17 protein-coding genes and 3 pseudogenes are annotated in these 25,121 nt (G+C 51.5%); 15 read left to right on the forward strand and 5 right to left on the reverse strand.

What is annotated here, in order from left to right; all coding sequences use genetic code 11:
• Position 1: 1 nt before the first annotated feature.
• From XI25_RS08195 to XI25_RS08230, 10 genes and pseudogenes are all read left to right on the forward strand, one after another.
• Positions 2-3,391, forward strand: coding sequence for a tubulin-like doman-containing protein (locus XI25_RS08195; RefSeq protein WP_046678149.1), 3,390 nt, complete (start codon positions 2-4; stop codon positions 3,389-3,391).
• A 1-nt stretch (position 3,392) separates the two neighbouring features.
• Positions 3,393-5,774 (forward strand): tubulin-like doman-containing protein, encoded by a 2,382-nt coding sequence (locus XI25_RS08200; RefSeq protein ID WP_046678150.1) that lies wholly within the window; start codon positions 3,393-3,395, stop codon positions 5,772-5,774.
• A gap of 230 nt (positions 5,775-6,004) precedes the next feature.
• Positions 6,005-7,285 carry a vWA domain-containing protein gene (locus tag XI25_RS08205; protein ID WP_046678151.1) on the forward strand — a complete coding sequence of 427 codons (1,281 nt, stop codon included), beginning with the start codon at positions 6,005-6,007 and terminating at the stop codon, positions 7,283-7,285.
• A 19-nt stretch (positions 7,286-7,304) separates the two neighbouring features.
• Positions 7,305-7,938 (forward strand): annotated as a pseudogene (locus XI25_RS08210) (beta-mannanase).
• A 14-nt stretch (positions 7,939-7,952) separates the two neighbouring features.
• Entirely contained in the window at positions 7,953-9,215 is a 1,263-nt protein-coding gene (locus tag XI25_RS08215) for a TRAFAC clade GTPase domain-containing protein (protein ID WP_046678152.1), read from the forward strand.
• The gene (locus tag XI25_RS34365; protein ID WP_235439747.1) at positions 9,212-10,708 is read left to right on the forward strand and encodes a GAP1-N2 domain-containing protein; all 1,497 of its coding nucleotides are present in this window, start codon (positions 9,212-9,214) and stop codon (positions 10,706-10,708) included. Before XI25_RS08215 ends, XI25_RS34365 begins: the two co-directional genes overlap by 4 nt.
• On the forward strand, positions 10,644-11,783 hold the full coding sequence (locus XI25_RS34370) for a hypothetical protein (protein WP_235439748.1): 1,140 nt from the start codon (positions 10,644-10,646) through the stop codon (positions 11,781-11,783). The genes XI25_RS34365 and XI25_RS34370 overlap by 65 nt, the downstream gene beginning before the upstream one ends.
• On the forward strand, positions 11,695-12,255 hold the full coding sequence (locus XI25_RS34375; protein WP_235439749.1) for a hypothetical protein: 561 nt from the start codon (positions 11,695-11,697) through the stop codon (positions 12,253-12,255). Before XI25_RS34370 ends, XI25_RS34375 begins: the two co-directional genes overlap by 89 nt.
• A 549-nt stretch (positions 12,256-12,804) precedes the next feature.
• Entirely contained in the window at positions 12,805-13,620 is an 816-nt protein-coding gene (locus XI25_RS31185) for a hypothetical protein (RefSeq protein ID WP_052759517.1), read from the forward strand.
• 5 nt (positions 13,621-13,625) lie between these two features.
• A complete protein-coding gene (locus tag XI25_RS08230; protein WP_046678153.1) occupies positions 13,626-13,955 on the forward strand; it encodes a hypothetical protein in 330 nt (109 codons plus the stop codon).
• 567 nt (positions 13,956-14,522) lie between these two features.
• Here XI25_RS08230 and XI25_RS08240 read toward each other — a convergent pair.
• Positions 14,523-16,361, reverse strand: a complete 1,839-nt coding sequence (locus XI25_RS08240; RefSeq protein WP_046678155.1) for a helix-turn-helix transcriptional regulator — start codon at positions 16,359-16,361, stop codon at positions 14,523-14,525.
• 238 nt (positions 16,362-16,599) lie between these two features.
• Between XI25_RS08240 and XI25_RS08245 the strand changes: the two genes are divergently transcribed.
• The gene (locus XI25_RS08245) at positions 16,600-17,793 is read left to right on the forward strand and encodes a serine hydrolase domain-containing protein (RefSeq protein WP_052759518.1); all 1,194 of its coding nucleotides are present in this window, start codon (positions 16,600-16,602) and stop codon (positions 17,791-17,793) included.
• A 289-nt stretch (positions 17,794-18,082) separates the two neighbouring features.
• Here XI25_RS08245 and XI25_RS08250 read toward each other — a convergent pair.
• Positions 18,083-19,256: pseudogene (locus XI25_RS08250) on the reverse strand (MFS transporter).
• A gap of 54 nt (positions 19,257-19,310) precedes the next feature.
• Complete coding sequence (locus XI25_RS08255; protein WP_046678156.1) at positions 19,311-19,793, reverse strand: MarR family transcriptional regulator; 483 nt, start codon at positions 19,791-19,793, stop codon at positions 19,311-19,313.
• 276 nt (positions 19,794-20,069) lie between these two features.
• Between XI25_RS08255 and XI25_RS08260 the strand changes: the two genes are divergently transcribed.
• The 4 genes and pseudogenes from XI25_RS08260 to XI25_RS08275 all read left to right on the forward strand — a co-directional run bounded on the left by XI25_RS08260 (position 20,070) and on the right by XI25_RS08275 (position 22,353).
• Positions 20,070-20,495 carry a HEAT repeat domain-containing protein gene (locus XI25_RS08260; protein WP_046678414.1) on the forward strand — a complete coding sequence of 142 codons (426 nt, stop codon included), beginning with the start codon at positions 20,070-20,072 and terminating at the stop codon, positions 20,493-20,495.
• Between the two features lie 197 nt (positions 20,496-20,692).
• Positions 20,693-20,878, forward strand: a complete 186-nt coding sequence (locus XI25_RS08265; RefSeq protein ID WP_046678157.1) for a DUF3934 family protein — start codon at positions 20,693-20,695, stop codon at positions 20,876-20,878.
• A 51-nt stretch (positions 20,879-20,929) separates the two neighbouring features.
• A complete protein-coding gene (locus tag XI25_RS08270; protein WP_046678158.1) occupies positions 20,930-21,214 on the forward strand; it encodes a hypothetical protein in 285 nt (94 codons plus the stop codon).
• A 198-nt stretch (positions 21,215-21,412) separates the two neighbouring features.
• Positions 21,413-22,353: pseudogene (locus XI25_RS08275) on the forward strand (aldo/keto reductase family protein).
• A 102-nt stretch (positions 22,354-22,455) separates the two neighbouring features.
• Here XI25_RS08275 and XI25_RS31190 read toward each other — a convergent pair.
• Together XI25_RS31190 and XI25_RS31195 are read right to left on the reverse strand one after the other, a co-directional pair.
• Positions 22,456-24,525 (reverse strand): DUF4855 domain-containing protein, encoded by a 2,070-nt coding sequence (locus XI25_RS31190; protein ID WP_152669096.1) that lies wholly within the window; start codon positions 24,523-24,525, stop codon positions 22,456-22,458.
• Positions 24,518-25,078, reverse strand: coding sequence for a discoidin domain-containing protein (locus XI25_RS31195; RefSeq protein WP_052759520.1), 561 nt, complete (start codon positions 25,076-25,078; stop codon positions 24,518-24,520). The genes XI25_RS31190 and XI25_RS31195 overlap by 8 nt, the downstream gene beginning before the upstream one ends.
• Between the last annotated feature and the right edge of the window lie 43 nt (positions 25,079-25,121).

Here is a 25,121-nt window from a genome sequence, read left to right on the forward strand (position 1 = left end):
TATGAAACCAATCGTCAGAGAACATATTCAGCAATTGGACGTATCGCTGGGCGGAGGGATCGTCAGCGATAAGATACGCGTCGATACGATCGATAATCCGATCCTCATTATCGGCTTGGGAGGAACCGGGATCGATGCGCTGCTGCGATTGAAATATCAGATTAACCGCAGATTCAAGTTGCCTGAAGATCCGATCTCGAAAAAGAAACGCGAGAAGCCGGATAATGTGGAGTTCCTGGCGCTGGAGACCAACGAGCAGGACCGCAACAAGAAATATCGCGGCATTGGCCTCGATCCGCTTAATGAATTCGTGCTGCTGTCGAATGCCGAGATCGGCGGACTGCTGCAGAACCGCAGCATTTTGGAGCCTTATATTACCGAATGGCTGTCCCCGGAGCTGAGCATTACCGACGGGATGAACGGCGCCGCTGGGGTTCGCCAGGCCGGACGGCTGCTGCTGTTCACCAAAATCAACCAGGTTGTCCAGGCCATTGACAAGAAGATCAAGACGCTGTCGGTCGGAACGAACAAGAAGTTGATGGTATTTCTGTTGTCCGGCTTGTCCGGGGGAACCGGCAGCGGCTGCTTTCTCGACATCTCCTACATCGTGCGCGGCATTATCGAACGGGATTACGGTTCTGCCGGCATTGACCGCGTCAATACGCTCGGCTATTTGTTTACTCCGGACGTGAATCTGGCGAATAAAAGTTTGAGCGAGCATACGCGCGAATATATCAAGAAGAACGGATACGCCGCACTTAAAGAGCTGGACTACTGGATGAACGTCGACAGCCGCGGCGAGCGTTTCCGGCAGAAGTACGGGAACATCCTTACGGTCAATTCCCCGCTGCCGCCGTTCAACCTGTGCCATCTCATCTCCGCGACGAACACGGAAGGGAAGCTGTTGGAGAGCGCTTATGACTACTGCATGAACGTCACGGCAGAGAATATAACGAATTTCATGGCAAGCGAGGAGAAACAGTCCGGCGAGGAATTCGCGATCCATGATTACATCAGCAACATTCGCACCAATATTGCGCAGATGAACCGGATGTATCCGGCCAATTATGAATACAACATCATTGGCGCCTCATCCGCCGTCCTCCCTATCGAAGAGATGACGACCTATCTCGGGTACCGCTTGTTTCAGAAAATGGAGAAGATGTTTCATAAGGCGCCGACCCAGGAGGAGGTCGAAAAGTTCGCCCGCAAGCTGGGGGTTGATCTCGATACGCTCGTGAAGACGTTCGAGTCGCGCGTGCCGGAGCCGCTGCCGGGTTATGAGAACAGCGAGCGGCTGAGCTATAACAACGTAGTGAAGCTGCAGGTTGTTAATATGGATACCGAACTGGAGCAAACGTTCCTTGCGCGGGCGCGGGAAGAATACATTAAGGCAAAGAAGCAGCTTCCAGGCGAGATTGCAGGCAGTTTCACTGATCAAATCCGCAGAATGTTCCTACATCCGGAGCAAGGGCCGTTTTACGTATCGCGCCTCATTTATACCGAGAAGGGCTTCTGTCTGTTGAAAATGCTGCTTTCTTACATCGAGACGCTGCGTGAAAATCTGCACCGCCTCCCGCGTGACATCGAAGCCGCGCAAGAGCAGGCGAATGATCGTCTTGGCGATGCGAAGAGCGCCTTTATTTCCAAGGATAAAAAGAAAAACATGTACATTGAAGCCAAAATCCAGGAATATTGGCTGCATGCGGATGTAGAGCGCACCGAGCAGATGATCGAGTTCTACGAGGATCTGTACCAGTTGCTTAATCAGGAAAACAATCGGATTTATGGCGTTTTTACCGAAATATTGAACGCCCTCAATTCGATCTTCGAGAAGAACGGCGACATTCTGATTAACGGTGAAGAGCAGGCCGATCATAAAGGGAATCGGACCTATTACTGGAATATCGTCAGCGTGCCGGACATTTCGAAAGTAATCAGCAACATCATGGATCAGAAGGAAGTCGATGACCTGATCCGGGACTTCTCGCTGGAGTTGCTGGATCACTCGAACCAATGGATCAAAGAGCAGGAACTCGATATCGTCAGCTCGATTTCGGATTTCCTGTCGGACAAGTTCGGCGACTTGATTACGCAATCGATGGAGGAGTTTCTGATCATGAAGTTTGGCAACGACGAGTCGATTGACAAATTCGTCGAGCGCCAGATCGCAAGCAAGCTGGATGACGAGGCCGTTCCGGTTTTTCACCTGAGCAACAGCTCGGGCAACTTGCATTTTCCGAAATGGGGATTCGTATCCGTGCCCGTGAAGGCGCCAAGCATTTTGAAGGGAATTCGCAATTATCAGAACAATGCGGTCGGCAAGTCGAACTTCACCGTCAAGGAGAGCGAAGTGAAGAACCGCATCTTCTGGCTGAACACGCATAACGGGGTGCCGCTCTTCGTCTATACGCCGCTCAAGGTATACGAAGAAAGCTACGAGCGGACTATTCTGGACAAGGAAGGGATCGGCCGTCATCTTGTGCAGACGGACAAAGCGAACTGGACTTATCTCCCTTCCCCGATTCCGGAACAATCATGGGGTGACACGTACCGCAACGAGCGGGTGGAGCAATACAATGCTCGCGTCAGAGCCGAATTTGATCTTGGCCTGAAGCATAACGCCGTTGTGGCGAAAAGCATGGATGACAACACAAGCAATCGTTATTCGGTTGTCTTCACGAAACCGTTCCGGCTGCAGGATATGCTCAAGGATTACGATCTGCAGCTGCAGGCGGCGAAGCCGAACCTCGGAGAAGTAAAGCGCGCTTATTTGGAACTGAAGCGGCTGTTGGAGGAAGGGCTGGAGCAGGTAGGAACGAAGGATATTTTCGGCAGCATCAATGAGAATCTGGCGAGGGAGAATCTGATCCGATCACCGGAACTGATTGCGCACTTGCGCGAGGAACTGGCCAAATATGAGGCAATCCGCGCCCAGGCTGAACAATTCGAACAGCTGCTGAGCCAGCATCAGGACGAAGAGAAGTGGCAGGATCATTTCATCGAAGCGCTGTACACAGGCACGATCTGCAAGAAAGGCGCACTCTATGTCTATGACCGAGATGAGGAAGAAGAAGCGTGGGAACCGTTCGCCAATTTGATGAAGAGCCGGGACTACGTGGAATTTGAGGTGTACGAGCATTTCCGCAGCTTGGATGAAAAGCTCCGCGGAACACTGCTGCGCAAGTCGGCCCGCCGTGCGGCCGAGATGACGGCAACGGAGGATGTTGCTCCGTTGCTGGCGAAGCTGGATGAATTATACGCAATGTTCCTGGAAGCCCGCGAACGTCTGGAGTATGAGAAGATCGAGCTGGCGAACGGCGAAGACACCTACCAGTTCTACAAGCAATTGACAACCAAGCTGAATGCGATTCGGAGAAAGTTGAAATAGGATGAACACATACACGATAGTGGAAAAATACGCAGCAGCATATTCACGCGACGAGGGGAGACTCAGCGGAAAGGACGACAGCCAGAGCAGCATTCATTATCCGACGGTGTTTCTCTTCATTGGCGACAAGGCGGGGGATGCCATCGAGCCGATGATCCGGGTCAATGAGCGGAAGTGGGACAACAGCGCCGGCGTCATGTATATCCACGCGCTGTCTCGTAACGCGGTTGCGTCCGCTACGGCTTCCGGCAGCAGAATTGTCCGGCTCGTGCTGCCGGTTGACGCCGGCCATGCCCCGGACAAGAGCAAGACGCTGCGCCGCGATGTACACCGGCAGTTCCATGAGCACAATCACGAACGGTTCGAGCTTAATCGCGTTTTGCGGCAGGTGAGCGGCGATATCGCCGAGTACGGCCGGCTCTACGCTTCCTTTGATCGGATTCATCTGGCGATTATTACGATGGTCGACGACCCGCTCAATGTGCTGGTGCCGGAAATAACACTTCTCGCGGATGCAATTTTCCGGCAATCGTTCAAGTCGGTGCAGATGGACCTGTATGTGCTCATCAACGAACGGGAGCAGGCGGAAACGTTCGGCTATGCCAGCTCGGCGGGGGTTGCTTTCCTGCGCGAGGTTGATTACATGCAGAGTCCGGACTATGCCTTCTCCGCACCTTTGCACGTGACGGAAGACGGGATATCGATCGAGGTGACGCATCCCGCCTCGCCGCTCTTCGATCTCGTTTATGTGCTGACGGACAAAAATGAGCGCGGAATGTCGACCTTCGCCGAAGAAGACAATTACGAGATCATATGCCATATGAATCTGTTGAAAAACCGGAAGCAGAGCAGTTCGGGCCGCTTGCATGAAATGGACAACTATAACAATACGTCCTTGCGCAACAACGTCATGACCGAATCCGGACGTTTGGGGTACGTTTCCGCCGGCTTGTCCAAGGTGGCGCGCCCGAACCATTCGATTGCGCTCGCTGTACTGTACCATTTCTACCGCGGGCTGATAGATCGAATGAAGGCCGCTCCGGAGCGTACGCCAGCGGAGAAGCTGTCCTGGTTCGGGCTTGATCCGCAGGCAATCGCTGCACGGGTTGAGCGGGTCGTACCGGATGAGGAACGTCTCAGCGATATGAATGGCATCATGACCCATAACATCAGCTTCAGCCAATTGAAACGCATGACGCTGCGCGAAGCCGAGCAGGCCTTGTTCGGCAGCGGCTGCAATGCATATTTTCGTGACAATTATGAACAGGTTGCCGATAAAGCGTTCCGGGATCTGCCGGACGGCGAGCTTCTGCATATGGTCCGGGAACGGTTGGCCATGCCGGCGGATACGAGCTTCTATCAAGTGTATGCCTGGACGAATGAGGCGGATGAAGGAGACTCCGTTTGGCCGCTGCTGCACAGCCGCATTCGCGATGCAGGCCGGGCGCTGGAGACGGCGCGGGCCGAACTGGAGCAGAAGTATGCCGAGACGGTGGAGGAGCAATCCTTCCAACGGGTGCCGCTGCTGGATAAGCATAATGTGCGCAATTTTATCCGCTGTTTTTTTAACACCGTCTACCGCCGGAAGCGCGAGGTGCTTCGGCTGGAGACGGAGCTGCGGCTGTACCGGAAATATGAAGCGGAGCTGGAAAGGCTGCACGAAATCCATGCTAAGCATGTGCAGCAGATGGAGTCGCTGGAGGAGACGCTCCGGGATGCAGCGCTCATGAGCATCCGCCGAGCCGATGACTATATCGGCCAAAATATTATGGAGTACTACGAACGGGTAACGGCGGACATTATGCAGGAGATTGAAGCGAAGCGGGGACCGGGAACCTTTGGCGAAGAACGGTACATGGGAAGTTTGGCCCGATTGCTTGAGCAGGGGACCGATGCCTTGGCTGCGCGGCTGTGTGAAGTGTGCAGAACGCATATTTTGACGGCAGCGCCGTTCAGGCAGACGTTTGAGGAAGAACTGCTGCAGCGGGCGAATGTGATGATTGAATACAGCAATCAAGAGGTGCTGTCGAAGGACGAGCTGTTCAAGAAGCTGTACCGTATGCTGGAGGAGCATGCGGGCATTCATGTGCGGCTGCTTGATTATACGCATGAGCACCGTTACGAGGAGAAGTATTTTTTCGGCGATGCAATGAGCGAGTTCATGCGTTATGCCTTGGGCGAAGAGGAGACGTCCCGTATCTACAAACTCGGCTGTGTGCATGAGCAGCGCAGCAGCGGCGTAGAGAAGCTGAACATTATGGGCGGTTTCCAGATCGAGGACTTGTTGTATTACCGGAATGGAAAAATGTACTACGAGAGCTATGAACAGAACGGATATCAATTCCACGGCATCCGTTCCGAGGTGCTTCCGCCAATCCGGTAAGCAAGTTCGATCAAATCAGGCCCCTCTGTTCTCGTAACGGAGCGAATCGCTGGATATTCCCGATCAGGCTTTTCGATTTCGGACAAGCGAAAAGGCTGTTTGAGCCGAAGACGGACAGCGGCGTCAGCGCCGCTCTACGGCTCGTCCGGACGTGTGACCGATAAAAACGATGACATGGCGAAGCCTGCATCCGGGAGGATGCACATTATATGCGAGAGGATGCTATATCTATGCAGCGAAAAGTAAATTGGCTCATGGTGCTGTTCAGTTTGATCGGGGGCGCCATCGGCTGGGGAATCGGAGAATGGCTGCTGCACGGCCTGCGCGGCGAGTGGCCGGATATTGCAGTAAGCGGACTATACTTCGGCGTGATGTCCCTCTGCGTCGGACTGGCCTGTCTGGTCGCCGAGATGATCTCGCCTCGGTTGAATGGCCCGTCATGGCGCCAGCGATATGCGGGAACCTCATGGCTGGTGCTTGTTCCGGCGACGCTTGTGATGATGTTCATCGCGGGCTTGGCGCTGGAAACGGCATATCAGTTCGAGCCGGGCAGTGTAAAAACCGTGAACAATATCGTGCTTGCTATCGATAACTCGGGCAGTATGGAGCAGAACGATCCGAATCAGGATCGGTATAAAGCAGCCAAGCGCATGATCGAAGAGATGGATCGGGACAAGCAGGCAGCTGTGCTTGTATTTAGCGACAGCGTTGACCTGCTTCAGCCTTTTGTGCAGTTGAAGGATCAGCATGTCAAAGAGGAGCTGTTCTCCAAGATCGATACGATCCAGCCAACGCAGGGCGGTACGGATATCGGCCTCGCGCTGTCCGAAGCAATGAAACATATTAAGGATCAACAAGATACGGCGCGCGGCACGATGCTCGTGCTTTTGTCGGACGGATTCAGCGAAGTGGACACGAGCGCCGTGCTCGCCGATTATAAGGCGCAGCATGTTGGCGTTCATACGATCGGCCTCAGCCAGGTCGATGCTCAAGGGGCGGGTTTGCTGCGTTTGATTGCCGAGGAGACTGGAGGCCAATATTACGATGTTTCTGAAGCCAACGAACTGTCGTTCGTTTTTGAACAGATATACAGCAGTATCGGTGACCGGACGCTGATTACGGAGCGATCCGGCCCGCTGCGGGACAGCGCCTATTATACGGTTCTCCATATCGTTGCCTTGACGCTTATCGGGACGGCGCTTGGCCTGGCGCTCGGACTCGTATTCGATAACCGTTACCTTGCCAAGAGCTTCGGGATCGGCGGCGCGGCAGCGGGTCTGTTGGCCGGCTTCCTGCTGGAGGCGGGCTTGTCTGGACATCCATTGACGGACGGATTCGTTCGCTTGAGTGCCGATCTGGTGCTGGCGGGTGTCATTACGCTGTTCTCCTTCGTCGTGCCCGTACGGGAGAACCAGCGGCAGCGGGAAGGAAGGCGGCGCAGAGGAGCGTCCGATAGCGAAGTCAGCAGCCTGTCCGGGCGGCAGCCTGATCGAAGCAGCCGCGGATTCTAATGTGGGGAGGCCATGACAGATGCATTATATGGAAGCGGGATCGGACACGCCGATCATCCGCGAACTGACACATCATATGGACGAAGGGCAATGCACCTTGCGCTGGCTATGGCCCGCCGGCATTCAAGCCGTTTATGTTCACAAGGCGGCGGAAGGCTCGTCAGCGGACCGTCCGTCAGTCGCGGAGCTAAAGCTGTATACGAGAGACGAATACAAAGCGAATAACGGGTATCGCGACCGGATTGAAGATTTCGGGCGGCTCGTTTATACGGTATACGCATGTCTGCTCCAAGAAGACGGTCAAACGCTCATTATCCAGCCGAATGGCGAAAACCGGATCACACTCAGTACGGGCCGGGCGAGAATTCGTTATTCGATCCGCTATAAGGGGGGCTGGTTCAAAAAAATTCAAAGCCGCGCAAATCCAGGTGACGGCAGAGGTGCCGCTCCCTGCCGATGTGCTTTGCTATGTGAAGAAACAGGGAGGCTATCCCGTCAGCCAGGACGACGGGACGGTCTACCCTTTCGTCGAGCCGTTTGCCCCGGGCCGTAACGTGCTGCCGGAGATAGAGATCGGCAAGGACGACTATATCCGGCTCTTCTTTACGGACCGCCGCCAATACGGAAAAATTTACGAGCTGATACCGGAATAAGGAGGGGAAGACACTTGGGGATTTTTGATTTCCTGAAACGCAAACCGCAGCTGAAGCCGCAACCGCTGTTTTATGATATCGTGTGCCCGTACTGCTTTAGCAAGTTCTCGCCGAAAGAGGTCGTGTTCCGTGCGGCGCACCATCGTGAGGATGATGAGGATTATGCGATGCAGGAGGATGAGAAGCTGAATAAATACCGGGACCGCTTCGGTCTTGATACCGTCTATGATATGGAGGCGGTCATCGATCCAAATGATATTCCGGAGGAGCATCGCCTTTATTCCGATCACGTGCTCATCGGATTGAATGACCGGTATGGGGTCGTTACGCGCAGAAGGCTGTGCCCGCACTGCCATAACGAGCTTCCGGTGACGGCCGGGAAGGTGCCCAGCAATATCATATCCATTATCGGGGCCTCCCAGGTCGGCAAGTCGGTTTACATGACTTCGCTTATTCATACGCTCCAGCATAGCACGGCGGATCATTTCGATGCCGCCTGCATGCCGCTCAATGCGGAAATAAGCCGCAAATTTCGCCAGATGTACGAGGAGCCGCTGTTTGAACGCGGTGATCTGCTCGCTTCGACGCAGAAGGAGAAGATGCAGGAGCCGTTCATTTTCCAGTTCGTCTTCAAGGATGAGTCGAAGCCCCCGCTGACGCTGGTGTTTTTTGATGTCGCGGGAGAAGGAATGGTCGATCAGGATTATCTGGGGCTGCACGGGCAGCATATCAAAAATTCAGCCGGCATCCTGTTCATGATCGATCCGCTGCAAATTCGTTCCATTCGTGAAAAAATACGCATGCAATACGGCGGCGTATCCGGCGAGTGGATACCGCAGTACGATGAACCGCGTGATGTCGTGCTGACGCTTTTTGGCGATTTCATCGCCTATCAAGAGAAGAACAAGACTGACATCCCGACGGCGGTCGTTCTGACAAAGAGCGATATGCTGCATGCGCTGAAAGATGAGGACGGCGATTATATAAAGGAAAACAGCAATATTTTTCATAATATGACGCATCGCAAGTATCTTGATCTGACCGAATCCAACAATATCGATGGCGAGGTGCGGCGTTTTATCGAGAAGGTGGATCGTCCATTCAAAGGCACGATGGATGTCTATTTCTCCAATACGTCTTACTTTGCCGTGTCCGCATTGGGCAGCAACCCGGTCAATCAGAAGCTGCAAGGTGTTGTCAGTCCGATTCGCGTCGATGAGCCGTTCATCTGGCTGCTGTATCAATTGAATTATATCGAGGGGAGAGAGCAGCAGTGACAGCTAACAGATCCTCTCGCATCCAGCAGCAAATATACACACGGGAGCGGAGCGGGATTTTCCGTCCGAACGAAGGGTTTGACACGATTGCGAAATCAACCGGTCTCGATACCGGGTTCATCAAAAAAGTGCTGCATCCGTTCTGTGTTTACGATGCGCCGACGGAATTGGTATCACAAGGCGAGAAGGATGAAACCCGCTACCCGCAAGCGCTGCACCTGTTCCACGCTGAAACGGGACAGCTCGTTCTCGGCCGCAGCATCTATCAGGCGGCGGATTTCACCGGCTTGCGCAGCGCTTTCTTCACGCATAACTACGTAATTCCTGCCGACAGGGCCGCGGCGGTGAAAGACTATGGCCGCTTGCTCAGAACCCCCTTCGCCAGCAGCCATGATATCGAGCTAGGCATGGAACTGCCCGAGCTGGAACAATTGCCTGCCGCAGCTGAAGTCCACCCTCCGGCCTCGCCGACGGATCTGCTCGCTAGTCTAGGGATCGACGAGAAGATGTTCAAGCAGCTGCTGTTCGCCGTCATGTCGTCCATCGTTACACGGCGCAAAGTGTTCGTGGCGCTCGATGTTGAAGTGGAGGCATTGACGGAGTGCGCTATACAGCTTGCCAGCGTGTTGTACGACAGCCTTCCTTACGCGTACCGCCGCGCGCTGGGCTTGCTTACATATTCGAAGGAACCGCAGAGCCGGAAGGGCGTTCATCTCACCTTCGTTGAGCGTGGAAGCTTGCGGCCCAATGATCGCCAAATCGACAAGGATTATGCGTTCGATCTGGCTTCCGGGCGGGTCACGAATGTCGATATCGATCTGTCGAAGCAGCCCTACCTTCACTTTGCCTGGAGCAATCTCTCGTTGCCGGAGCGGGCGGAAGCGTTCTATGGCTTTGCGGAAGAACTTCTGCAGGACATGGACTCGCAGCGGCATACGGCGCTGGTCAGCAGCCATGAGCTTGCCGTCTTGTACCAGATCGAAAGAGGCGACGCCTCCTTATATATTCAGAATCGAAACATCGTACTGCGTTCCATGCTCGGCTATTTGGAGCCCGCCGGAGCCGCCAAGGCGAAGCCGCGGCTGCTGAAGCTGTTCCGCGACTGTTTCGACGGCGAATATGAGCGGGTGCAGCAGGGACAAGCACCTGATCCGGATATCGTGAAGTGCTTTATCGAATATGAATCGATAGTCGGAGAGACAGCGGGATGGGGAAGCGATCTGCTCGGATTTTTAATCCGAAGCTTGTACGAGGCAAGCAAGGAGAAGAACCGTGAGCGGATGGAAGCTTACTACGCTCTTATTGAGGGCAGCGACAGGGTCAGCCAGGCCTTTTTTGCCGCGCTGCTGCGGGGCGGGAAGACCATTACGCTTTTCTTCCCGTATATGCAGTCCAAGTTCCAAAAAGCGACCCGGGCCGGGGGAGATTGTGACGCTGGCGCATCATTGGTCCGGCCGGTATCCGGTGCTGTTGGAGACGAAGGAATTCATTGATCTGGCCACCGGAACGCTGGCGGAGAAGCTCCGGCACGAAGTGGAGCCGGTGTCGGCCGTGAATGCATTGCTGGACATGATCGACCGCTTGCTTGCGGAGAAGAGCCATCAGGCCAGCAAAGGGATGTTACCGTTTATGGAGCTGCTGTCATACACAGCGAACGTGTTTTTGCTGACAGAGCTCGAGCTGGAGCAGGTACGCAAGGATGCGTTCCTGCAGATCGGTTTTCTGGCATACCCGGATGAAGTCAGGCAGTGGGCGGCCCGCTATCCGTCGCATGTAGAGTCGAACGCAGCGGTTATGCTGTCTGCATACCGCTGGTTCCACGACGAAGAGCCGGATGAATCGATATTCGACGGATTGTCGCCGGCGGAGATGGACCGGCTGCAGAAGCTCGGCCGCCGCTGGTTGCAGGACGATCTGAGACCGGCCAACTTCGGCCGTCTGGTGTTTGCCTTCTATCGCGGTGCCGACAGCGGCATGATCGAGTACGGAGCGCTGCTTTATTACTTCCAGCAGCATGCCCCCGACAAAGAGACGGTCTACAAGTTTATGAACTGGTCGAAGAACAAGCCTTTCTTTTTGAGAGGAAAGAAGCTCGAGCCGGGATATGCATCGGCATTGGTGGCCTATTTCAAGAAATACGACAGCGACGCATTCAAGGATCGGGCAAACAGGAAACGTTATTTCGAAAAGGTGGGCGAACCGCTGCAGTCCGTCTATGACAAGGCGCGCCGCGAGCTGTCGCCGCCGCTAGTGAGATGGCTGCAGCGCAACCGGAAACCGCTGGTATGGTTCTTGGCTTTAATTCTGGTTGGCGGCGCCATTGCCGGAGGATTGGCTGCGTTTGGCGTCTTTGATCGGGGTGAGCAGGCCGGGACAGGAAAGCCTGCCGCCAAGCCGGTACCGCCGCAGCAAACGGCAGAGCCGCAGGTTTACGCGCGGTTAACCGACGATGATGGCGGATCGAAAGCGCAGACGGAGCTTGTATTCGAATTCGGAACGGGGGGAGGAGTGCGCCGCCTTCAAGGCGGACACGATTACGGTAAAGCTGGCAAGCGGCACGGACCATAGTTATTCGGAATTTGAAGTAAATCATCTCTGTGCTGCGGGAAGCGGTGCGGAAGGCGCCGGGGAGGAGGTCACGCAGGTCGAAACTGCTAATAAGGCTGATACGAAGGCTGATGCGGACCCGGGAGCGGCGGTGCCTGCATCGGTGACGGGACAGCCCGCAGAGGCGGAGCATGGAGATCAGCTTGACGGGAACGATGGCCAGGAACCGGCGGATAATCCTTCGGCAAGCTCCTCTGGGGATAGTGCAGGACAGAACCCGGACAAGGCAGCGACAGATGACGCAGCGCCGGACGACAATCCGGAAAAAGCGGCTTCAACAGACGGAAGTGCGGCCGATGGCGCAACGGATACGGTTCAGCCCGTTAAACAGCAGACTTATCAGGCGGTAGTCTCCTTAGCTGAAAATTTAGATATTGATCATATTAGCGAGATTTTTGTGAATGGAAAAAAATTTAAATATATAAAAAAATAGAGGCCGATGTCGAGCCTCTATTTTTTTATATTAGTTCTGAATGAGCAAAAATAGCGATCCTTCCGGTTTGAACCGATGGCCTTCCTTGGAGGGTTAGTTAAGACATGGATCAAGTTCATTTGCATTTGCACCACATGTTGAGAACGAACCGTTGTCTAAATGCTCACACACTGCTTTTATGAACCATTGTACATAAATCCACATTGTTTTCCCTTAGAAATAGTAACTTTTAACCAAACAGCCCATAGCAATGATGAACCGAATTCACAAATGAAGGACCCTGGAACCTTTTCCAGTTATTTGTAAACCTATAAAATCAGGATAGCAAATAACGGAGAGGTTATTTTATGTCCAAGATTCTTGTTCCACCGGAGCGACTGCTCCAAGTGGCGAATGAGTTCCATACAGCGTCAATACAATTGGAATGGACCCTGAACCTACTGGACCGGCAAATGAATACGTTGTTGGTTTGGGAGGGAACAACGCGTCAGCGTTTTTTTTGAAGATTTCCAGAGAGCACGCGGCGAGCTGACCTTCACAGTTGAACACATGCAGGTGATTAGTCGGGAATTAAAGGGGATTGCTATTAAATTTAAACTTCTAGACGAAGAGTTATTTCCTGTACTTCTTGGCGATAGGGAAGATGAGCCCAAAACATGGCAGGACCATGCGGAAGAGCTTTGGGAAGGTGTGAAATCTGGCGGAAAAATCTTGGCCGATTCAGTTACCGATACAGTAGAATCGCTAATAGAAGACCCCTTAGGGACCAGTGGACAGATGCTTTACAATGCCACGATTGGAACCGTTGAGGAAGTCGTCGACACGGCCGTTTGGGGAGGGAAAATGCTTTTCGATGTCGGCGACACCCGAGAAGAGTATGATGAAAAAATCAGTGAAACAGGCGGCGTGGCAAACTATTTAGGTCAACAGGGAGCCTTGTTAGCAGGGAGTGTCGTACTTGGCAGGGTTGGGGTCAAGAACAGACATGCGTTGAAGCCTGATTCAGGTGGTGATGGAGGTGGGCCGTCTAGGAAAGATCAGGGGACGGGAAATGCTGCTCTAGTTGAAGATGCTGGTAGCATTGCCCAGAACACTGAAAACTTGAGAGCTTGGGCAAATGATAATGGATGGGAACAACAATATTCTGCTGGTGGAGTTGAGCAATGGGGAGTCAGGAACGCCGATGGAACGTTTAGTTGGAGATTAAAACTAAAACCTGAAGCAAGTATGAGAGAAGGTTTGGGAACAGGAAGCAATCAACCCCGTTTTGACGCTAGACTAGATGATAAAGGAATGTATATCAATCCTTTTACTGGTGAAACGGGTGGGCGAAGTGTAGGGACACATATACCACTAGGGAAGTGATATGGATGGATAAAAAAAGTTTATTGGAAATATTGTTAGATCCAGCAACAAGTGATGCAGAAAAAGATGATGCAGTTATTGAATTGGGAAGCAACTTTCAGGACGACGAAACGGTTGATATTCTAATCAAAGTATCAAATGACAGTAACTGTGATGAAATGATTGCCGCAAGTTGTGGTGAGTCTATAGCACACATATGGCTGACTAATCAACGAATTGATTACGAAAGATTATCACGCTTAAAAGGAATTACATTGACCGAAGCGCTATCTTTAATTAAAGCACAACGCCCTGACTGGTACCAAACGTATTCAGAATTGTATTCTCAACTCTAGGCAAAAGGTTGGGTGCTAGACTCAATATTAGACACGGAGAACGGAGAGTGCGAAAATAAAAGCATTCATAATCGAGGTGTCTGACTTGACGAAAAGTACGACAAAGAATTCAAGCTTCAAACCGTTCGACTCGTACCGGAACAAGTAAGCATGCTTCCATTTGATGCGGTGGAAGAATACAAAAAAAAAAGTACCTAAATTTACCCATATAGAGCCTTCGTAATCAAAAAGCACATGCAACCGTATTTTTCTTTGGTAAGGGCTATCGAGTGCCGAATAAACCTATGATCCAACCAAGCAAATAAACCATTTAAATCGAATTGAACTACTTCCACATGCGAGTATACAACTCCATGTGGTTTCTTTTTGTTCAAAACAAATAAAGACAACTTTCATGAATGAGCCGAAACTGGCCAGACTTTATAAAATGGCCTTTGAATCAGGAGAGCTTTTCAATGACTTTAGTCCCACCACAACCACCCGAGCTTTGGATCGCCTTCTCCCCGGCTATAAGGCCGAACTGCCAGAGACCGTCCCACAGCGTGGAACGGTCCCGGCCCAAGCTTTCTACTTCAACGCAAGATTGGACGACTCGCCGGCTTCGCACCATCCCTCTTCCCTTGCTTTGGTGATGGCGTCCTCGCGATTGCTGACGCCAAGCTTCGAGTAAAGGCTGGAGCAATAGTTGCGGATGGTGCCCTCGGATAGAAACATCTGGCTCGCGATGGACTTGTAGCGCAGTCCGTTTGCCAAGTGAAGAAGGATATCGAGCTCACGTTTGGTTAATCCGTACGGATGCTCCTGCTCCTTGCCGACCGGCTTGCTATCCGGCAGCTTGCGCGGTTGCCTTATCTTTTTGAACACTTGAGCGGCAATGTCTTGATCTATCCATGTCCCTCCATGGATGATGGCTTTGATGGCTTCGGCTAATTCCCGCGGACGGATCGATTTCAGCAAATATCCTTCCGCACCCAGCTGGAGCGAGAGGGCCGCCTGTTCCATATCTTCGAAGGTCGTTAGCATGGCGACCCGGATATCCGGCCATTTTTGCTTGATCTGACGCAGAGCTTCGATCCCGTTCATGCCCGGCATCTGTATATCCATTAGCACGATATCAGGACGAAACGCCTCGCATTGTTCAAGCGCGTCATGTCCTTGGGCAGCCGTACCGACGATCTTAAAGCCTTGCTGCTGTTCGAGAATACGCTGCAGGCTTTCGGTAATGATAGGCTGGTCGTCAACAAGCAGGACGGTGATTTCTTTATTGGACGCTTCTCTTGCAAGCGGGAGCGAACATACGATTAAAGTGCCCGATTCCGGAGTGGAATGGACAGACAATTGTCCTGACAGCTCCGTCAGCCGCTCCCTCATGCCGGACAGCCCGAATCCGAAGTTGACCTGTTCCATGCCGACTCCGTTATCCTCGATCTGCAAGCGAAGCTCATGATCATCAAAGAACAGATGAATTTGAATCAGGTCTGCTTTACCGTGACGTACCGCATTGGTCAGGGCTTCTTGAAGGCAGCGCTGCAGACAAAAGCTGAACCGCTTGCCGACCTTTACCTGATGGCCGAATATGCGGAAATGTACGGATACGCCGGTTGATTGGGTAAACTCCTCAACAAGCTGCTGCAGCGATTCCGTCAATACGAGGGCGGATTGAGGCTGCGAAAGATGATGCAAATGTTTGCGGATATCCTCCAACCCATGACGTGCCAGATTCACGATGGTCTCCAGGCGTGCATCCAGAGCTTCGGGACATGATGGACGCATCGACTCGATGCCGACGATCATCGAGGTAAGCGTATGTCCTATCGTGTCATGCAGTTCATGGGACAGTCGATTGCGTTCCTCCATAAGCGTGAGTTGTTCAACCTTTGTTATATGCTGCTCCAGCACGCGACTCTGTTCCCGGATAATTTCGTTCTGCCGCTGATTATGCACGAATAGCTGCCATCCATATCCCAGCGCAAAGGCTATCCCATGATTCAGCGTGTAGGTGATCCATATATCATATCGGGGTTCGTTAGCTGCCCAGCCGATCGCGACGGAAATGACCAGGACGCTTGAGAGGGCGAACCAAAGATAAGTACGGCTATGGCTAAAGAAACCGATCATGCAAGCAAATATGATGAATTGCCAGGAGAGCTCGGCCGTTTGCCCGGATAAAAAAATGCTGAACGAACCTGCAAGTACGATCTCTGCCAGCAGATACCATGCAGGATTCAACGGCTGCAGCAAGAAAGGGATGACAAACACCGGAGCGGATAATGCCAGAATCAAGCCGACCGGTGACGTAAACAGTTCCGGTTGACGCCAAACGACGATAACCAAATGAGTCAACCATAACACGCGGAGAAGAAATAAAATCCAATGATACCACTGCCAATGTCTTGTTAGGTGCATTACGGAACCCCTTCCTACTGCCGTGAAAAATCATACCCCATTAGTGTAGGAGGAAAATGTCATTTTGACCAGTGAGCATTTGTCATATGACATCGGAAAAATGATTTCGTGACATCTTGTCACTGCTCACATGAGACCTTCTTCCATTATCGTTATGGCTGGATGCGCATGCCGGAGGCTGAACGGTTCAAATTTGGCCTGCATGCGCTGCCATACTTATTTGAAGGAGTGGGAAACTATGTATGTGAAAAAAATAGGCTTGATAAGCTGTGTTGCTTTGTTGGCAGGAGCCATGGCGATGCAGACGGCCGATAGCGTGAGCGCAAGCTCAAACAAAGCGGGAGGGGGGCAATCGCCTGCCGCGAATTCGAAACAGAAGGAGCAAAAAAACCTCAAGGTCCAGAAGGAATTGGACAAACTGCTCAGACCGGATGTGCCGGGGGCGATCGCTTATGTATATGACCATGGCAAATATCAGGGTTATGCGTCGGGCGTTGCCGATCTTGCGACCGGCCGCAAGATGCAGGCCGATTATCGCTATCGGATCGGAAGTTTGACCAAGACATTCATCGCGGCGGTTGTGCTGCAGCTGGCTGGCGAAAACAAGCTGGGGCTGGACGATCCTGTCGAGAAATGGGTTCCCGGCTTGGTCAAGGGCAACGGGTACGACGGGAAAAAGATAACGATTCGGCAGCTGCTGAACCATACGAGCGGATTGGCCGATTATTCCATGGACCTGTTCGACGGTACGGGTGCGGATATCATGAAGCGCATTCAGGTGACGTATCCGCCGGAGCAGCTTGTCAAGAAAGGGCTGAAGCAGAAGCCGTTGTTTGCGCCGGGCAAAGGGCTGATGTATACCAATACCAATTATGTTCTGCTCGGCATCATTATCGAGAAAGTCACGGGAAGCACCTACGCTCAGCAGATTGAAAAGCGAATTATCGAGCCGCTGAAGCTGAATAACACGTTCTGTCCGGGTACCAATCTGGTGGTTCCGGGAGCGAATCATTCCCGGGCATACTTTTATCATAATAATGAAAGATTTGACGTTACGGATTTGAACCCTTCCATTGCGGGAGCTTCCGGGGAGATGATCTCGACGGGAAGGGATTTAAGCACGTTCTTCTCTGCTTTGCTCGGCGGAAAATTGTTCAAGCCGGAGATAACGAAGGAGATGTTCAAGGGAGTAAAGTCCGGATATGACGAAGCGCCTTATTTTGGTCTTGGCATTTATCAGATCAAATTGCCAAATGGTAAACTGGTGTGGGGGCATAGCGGCGGCATTTTCGGATCGGTCAACGGCGTCAGGGCATCCAGTGACGGAAAGCGCGTCGTGGTGGCTAACATGAATGTATATACGGATTCCACCGGCGGCGAAGAGTATTTTAATGGGGTATACATGGCTGGCCTGGGAATGAGCAAGAAATAGGTATCTCCTGAAACGTTTCAGCAGGAAAACAGACAAAGATTTGAAACAAGGCTGGCTGTCTCTGACAGTCGGCCTTGTTTGCATCCGGTGCGACATCGAACGCTTGTGCATTTTTGTGACGAGGATAGGCAGGGCCTTAGGGAGCCGTGGATAGGCTGGACTTATATTTTGACGAATGAAGAAAGGTTACGATGGGGGCGGTCGGATGACTGCTCCTTTTTTGTGCTATTCGTAGGGCAGTCCCCGATTTTTCTCCGTTACATTTTATTTCAATAGTGCGCACCCTCGGTCATCGAATCCTAATGAACATGATATAGCTTATTAGAGCAAACAATATGCCGAACGCTCCGAATACAAGCGCAGAGGGAGCAACGTTTAATAACAGCCCGGAAATTACGGGCCCCGCAGCCATTCCCATATATCTGATGAAGTTAAACATCCCTATGGCGCTTCCGCGGTTCAACTCGAATTCATCCGTTATCCTGGTGGCAAACAGAGGGGTCAGCATGCCTACGGCTATCCCATGCAGGGCCAAAATGACAGACGTGCCCGCTAAAGTATGCAAGTGAGCCACGGCAAATAAAAGGAGGCTGGAAGACGCCAATATATTTCCGAATGCCAACAATTTTCCAAACGAAACTTTAGCTTGGAGGGATTTATAGGCCAAACTTCCGAAGATTAAGCTTAAAGCCATGGGCAAATAAAGAAGTCCTATGATTTTTATACTCAAACGATAGTGATCCGCCAACAAAACCGGCAAATACACCATGATCGAAAAATAGAGAAAGAATATGCAAAAACTTAAGAGCAGAACGGAACTTCCGACTTTATTTTTAAATATGGAGGTGTAGTGAAGGGCTAGCGTTTTCAGGCTTACAGCCTTATTGCGATCAATATCGTCCCCAGGGAAGAACAACCAATTGATAAGCAGCAATAGGACGGATACGCCAACAAGAAACCAGAACACGCCAGGGTAACCATGCCGCTCGCCGATGAAGCCGCCCAGCACGGGTGCGGCTGCCGGAGCGACGGATAACAACATCTGGTAGGTTCCCATTGCGCTTCCCCGCTCATTTCCTTGGAATAGCCGCCCGATGGTCGTAGCCGCAATAAGCGGGATCGCCGCCGTCCCAATCGCCTGCAAAATCCTCGAAATAAAAAAATACGGAGAAATTCCTGGTAAGGGCGCAAGTTATGCTGGCCGCCACCGTTAGCAGGATGCTGGGAATAAGAACGGATCGGGCTCCTTTAAAATCAAGGAGCGATCCAAAGACAATCTGCATCATGGCCGTAAGAAAGATGAAAATGGAGACCGACAGGTTCACCATGGTTACGGAAACATGGAAAGAATCCCGAATCAAAGGAATGATCGGAGAATAAATATTTTGATTTAAAGAAGCGAAAAAAGCGCTGATACACACCAAATATAGGATAAAATTAGAATTTAATTTCAAGCGATTCATCATAACCATCCCATCCCGTTTTCAAAAATTAAATGCAGATCCATAACAAGAGATTCAATTCTCCGTTATCCGATGGGTCATAGCCTGCAAAAATTTCAGAATCGCTTTTTGTTCCGATTGCGAAAACGTATCGATAAACGCATAGAATTCTTTTTCTTTTTGCTCATGAATTTTTTCATGCAATTCGAATAGGGAATGCCCTTGAGGCGTTAACTCAAAATAGATCTCTTTTTTGTTATCAGGGGATTGGAAGCGGGTAATAAGACCTTCCTTGATCAGCTTCGTGCTGATTTTCGTAATATTCGCTTTCGATAGATTCATTTTCTTGGCAATGGCAATATTATTGATGGGTTGATGTTCGCCGATACACGCAATCACATGCAGACTTGTCATATTTGTAGGCAGATACGGCAGTTCTTCTTGCGCGGCCTGTTCATGGAACATCTGCATATCGCGATCCGCTTTCTGTTCGTTAAGGTGCAAAAAATGCAGATAATTTAGATATATTTCGTGTTTCGTAAGATTGTTATGGTCCATAACGACAGCGCCTTCCTTTAAACGTATTTGTGTTGACTATCCGAAATATTGTTTACCAGTAAACAATTTTGATTTTATATGTTACTCCTATCGATTGTCAATGAGGCTAAAAGTATATAATATCCTGTACTTCTCCCCGGTAATGTTGTATATTTCATCATGCTTGTATTCATAATGATCGGTAAAGGATCGAACCGGAAACCCGGGTCATTTCAGACATTTCGCAGGGCTATTTACGAAGGGAATGAAGCGTTTTGGATATGGAACAACAAGTACATGGCGAAAAAAAATGAAAACAGCTACAAGGAGCTGAAGGCGGCGGCCAACCGGATGTCGAACTGGAGGGAGCGGTTGAGGGCGGTTGAAGAGTTGGGCAAGCTGGATAACCCGCAGGCATTGGATGTGCTGAATCATCGGATGGTAAGCGACCCGGTCTATAAGGTTCAGGAGGCGGCTTACCGCCAGCTCAAACAGCTCGGCGAAGAGGTTGAAATGCCCCCTAGACGACAAGAAGAGCCGGTGAAAGGACTCACCAAAATGCTGGTCCGAATCAAGAAAAGCCTGCCGGCCGGCCACACCTTTGAAGAATTCAAAGAGAAGCTGAAGAAGATGAGAATCGATGTATACGACATTTACGAAGGCCACATGGGCGAGGATTTCGATTCGTGGCTTGAAGAGAAATGGGCCGCTTTGCGTACATAGTCCATATGTCCGAATAATCGGCAAAGGTTCCAAAGCAGGGATCCGCCTTTTTTGAGAGAGCAGTTATAAACCGCATGAATTCCAAGGACAAGCTTTAATTTAGCTGGTATACTGGGGAGAATGAATTTGTTTTTTTCGTGCATCCCCATCCTGTCACCTGAAGCAGGAGGAAACGAAGACCGTAATGGGGTGATCCATTGAGCAAAGCCAAAGGCAAAGGCGGAACCGGCAGAGGAACCGGCAAAAAGGGCTGGAACCGCTGGCAGGCCGCTGCAAAACGGGCCCAAAACGCTCCAAAGCCGTACAAAAGCAAAGGCACGAAAAGGCAGGATGGCGAAACATCTTCCGGTAATCCGATAGACGATAGGCTTAATAAGATGTAACGTTGCCAAAGAAACCCGATTAGGAGTGGTAAATTGAGAAAACATCAACCCATGTCATTTGACGATCTGCTGAAGGACTTGCAAGGACAGAGAACGGTTCAGGAAGATCCGGACCATATCTCTTTGGACCAATTGTTTAATGAATCGTTTATGCGTAAGCATTCCGGGTTTGCAAGTTTCGGCGAGTTTGCCCATAAGGGCAACTTCCAGATTCAAACGCACGAGGATATCGAAAACATTCCGGATGAGCTGTTTGATCGTCATGTTGCGCGGGAAACGGATTTTTCCGATTGGAAAGCGATGCTGGATGCCGCTAACAAGGCATACGGCAAGTAAATCATGAAGATACAGTCATATTAAACGGAAGCCGGGTTTGCCGATCTGGCGAAGAACATGAAAAAGCTGCCTTTTACATATAGTGTAAGGCAGCTTTTTTGTATAAGTGAACAACATTTCACTTCTTTTAAAGAAATAGGGATTATTTTAGAATTACAGATAGAGGAACAAAGACCATCATTTTAGGAGGAATGCGACGTGAAGTATAGAAGACTCGGACGCAGCGGGCTGAAGGTCAGCGAGATCAGCTTGGGCAGTTGGCTTACCTACGGCGGTTACGTGGAGCGCGAAAATGCGGTGAATGCCATTAAAACGGCTTATGATCTGGGCATCAATTTTTTTTGACACCGCCAATGTGTATGAAAAAAGGGGCTGCCGAGGTGCTGGTCGGGGAAACGTTGAAAGCGTATCCGCGCGAATCGTACGTACTGGCTACCAAAGCGTTCTGGCCGATGGGAGACGGTCCGAACGACCGGGGGCTGTCGCGCAAGCACATTATGGAGCAAGCCCATGCCAGCTTGAAGCGCCTGGGCCATGACTATGTGGATATTTTCTACTGCCACCGCCACGATCCGGAGACGCCGCTGGACGAGACGCTGCGCGCGCTGGATGATCTCGTCCGGCAAGGCAAGGTGCTGTATGTGGGCGTCAGCGAATGGCAGGCTTCCCAAATCGCCGAAGCGATGACCGTGGCCGACCGTTATCTGTTGGACCGCATTGTAGTGAACCAGCCGGTCTACAATATGTTTGACCGCTACATCGAAAAAGAAGTGATGCCGCTCAGCGAACACATCGGGGTCGGACAGGTCGTGTTCTCGCCGCTGGCGCAGGGCCTGCTGACAGGCAAGTACACCTCCGCTTCCGACATTCCGGAGGACAGCCGCGCAGCCAAGGTGGATTGGGTGCGCAAAGGCATCACGGAAGAAAAAATCGCCAAGGTACGGGAGCTCGAAAACATCGCCGCCGATCTGGATTTGTCCGTCGGCAATCTGGCCCTTGCCTGGATTTTGCGCAACGGCAATGTGGCCAGCGCGCTCGTCGGCGCCAGCCGTCCGGAGCAGGTGACGGAAAATGCGAAAGCGTCCGGCGTGGAGCTGAGCGAGGATATCCTTAACCGCATCGAGGAAATCCTGAAGTAAGATATTACGGCATAATCCTAAACCTTTTGAACCGTAAAAGGAGCAATGGCCAAAAAGCCTCGTCCGACAGGACGGAGGCTTTTTGCTGCAATCCTTTTCGTTTCATTGATTTTGAGAGTAAAAGTCATAGCTGCCTTGCCAAGAGAACCGCTCACCCTTTTTCAGTTCCGGTGCCGTTCCTTTGATCTGAAGGAAGTAGGTCTTCCCGTAGTTTTGCGTGAAAACGACGGGCATATCCTCGGCAAGGTGCTGCAATGTTCCAAGACCGTATTGCCGGTCGAGCTGTACTCGCAGCATATGCCGGAATCCGCCTTGATCATCGGAACTGAGCAAGAAGCTGTCAATGTCCGGATTTAAGGTTTTGGTTCCGGAATCGCTGTATACATTGGCCGGACTTGAGGCTGCTTCCCGATCGCCGGCGTAATATCGCACGGTATGGTTCCATGCGCCGTTCACCGTTTGCAGACCGTAATAGGTTTCAAAGATGATATCCTCCAGCGCTTCGATATCATTATGCACGCGAACACGGCCGCCCGAAATTTCATACGTCACCGTTTCTTTCAAAACGGCTCTTCCGGTGCCGTCCTGCAGCTTGGTGTTATATCCTTGAACCAAGTTAACCACGCGAATTTTGACCTCATCGCTTGAAACGACCTTGCCTTCTTCCAACTCCACGCCATCAGCCCATACCTGCACAGATTCGGTGACTGCCGTAGCAGATCCGGTATTTCCTCCATCATAAGCGTGGTTTCCTCCCGTAAAACTCGGAGGATGACCGTTGCCGTCCGCATTCGCCCTTACGATATAAGGACCGATCCAGTCGGATACATCGCCTTGCAAAAGGGTGTACGGTCGTTCCATGTCAGGATTGGCATCCGTTCCGGTATTCTCCGCCAGCCGCCATTCCTTAAAACTGACCAGCTTGTTGGCTCCAAACCGATCGAATACGAACCACAGGTCAACGAAATCATTGTATTTGTGGGCGATCGTTATCTCGCTTCCGCACTTCACGACATATTGCCGAGCAGTTCGTTCAATGGGACCATCTGGTTTTTTGGCGCACGGCTCTGGTTTTTCGTAGGTACCCATCACGAATTGGTACAGGAAGTCATAGTTTTGTCGTGAAACCGGATCCGTACTTCGGGCACTGTCAAGCAAGGCCTTGCTTTCTCCCTGATCATACGTTTTAAAAGCATCATACATGTATCCATAATCCGCGCCTCCGTTCAGATCATCGATATACTGCTGCCTCTTCTCGTTATCTTTATTGATCCGTTCATCCCACTCAAGCTCGACTCCCATATGATATTGCCTCGCTAATTCAGCGGCATCTCCCAAGCGCTGGGGAATCTGTGCGGGCGAACCGTAATGGTTCGGCTCCAGCAGCGCGGCGTCGAAGCCCAGGTCCATCCAGTCGAAGTTCCGGTTGCCTTGAAAATGGGGGATCCAAAAATAGTTCAAATGATTCCTGTGCATCAGGCTGCCCGTCGCTTGGATCAAATTTGGTTCCGACGGATCGGTTAAGCTGATTCCTTTGCTGCTCCAGTACATGCCGTTTAGTTTCAAATTCGGGTACTTTTCCTCTTTCCATCTTTCTTTGACCTGCGTGATCCACCATGTGACGGCCTTTAATTTATTGGCATAAGCCGCTTCCGTGCCAATCCCGGCTGTGTTAAAGCTTTCGGGAATGCCATCGCCGTCCACATCGCCAAAATCCCCCGCCGAATCCCCGGGATTCGGAATCATAAGCACGACTTTCACTTTGTGTCCAGGATCGCCCAAGCGTCTCCCGGCTTCCGCAACGGCTTCGTTCAGCTGCTGTAAATCACCTTGCTCCGCAAATGTCTTGTCCAGATACCACCTCCAATCGTCAAGGTTGGCTGTTCCCGTTGTGAAATCACGCCCCTCCGGTGAACGCAGCCCGTGATACAAAATTCCGTCGAATAACCAATCCTCCGGTTCTTCCCGTTCATTCACATAACTGATATATGGGGTTAACTCCTTCTTCGTCCAAATCCCTGAATCGTCCTTGGCGTACCCATTATTCAGCAAAACGAGATTGCGGATTCCTCCCGTTGCCTTGCCCGGTTCCTGATAAGCGGGACGATCCGGCTGCACCGGTCTGGCTTTGTTCATTTTGCCGTCCATGCCCCATATTTCAATCTCATCCAAAAAAAACAAACACGTCGGTGGTGAACGTTACTTTGACATAACGGGCATAGGCTAGTGCCTCCTTGTGCGGACCGATTCCGTCCTTGCTGCCATCCCAGGCGAAATCCTGAGTGTTAGCCGAAACCGGCTCCCATCTTGGGGTCTTGCTCGGGAGATGGGCAAGCGTTCCCCATTGTGAATGATCGTCGGACACGTACATGGACACCGTATTCGGATAGGCGATCCCAACGGAGGAATCCTGAAGAAAATGGGCCCGGATTTTCGCGATCGATTTCTTCTCTCCCAGATCAAACACGACGGCACGCGTCGTTTTACGCAAGTGACCAACCCAAGCGGCATCGGAAAAAACGGTTGAACCGAATTTTCCGTCCGTCAATTCCTTTCCGTCATCACCATAGCCGGGCTCCGGCTGCTCTGACCAGGTATAGCCGACTCCTGCTGCGAGATTGCGCAACTCGGCCGATGGCTCGGCTGCCGCGCCTGTTGTTAACGCAATCAACATCGTAAAGAGTAAAATCGCTGTGACAACCGCTTGGCCCCAGATTCGCTTCATTCATTTCCCTCCCGTTTTGGATGAAATCGCAGATTTGTATGCG

Origin of the sequence: Paenibacillus sp. DMB20 (assembly GCF_000987955.1) — a bacterium.
Taxonomy (GTDB): domain Bacteria; phylum Bacillota; class Bacilli; order Paenibacillales; family Paenibacillaceae; genus Paenibacillus_AQ.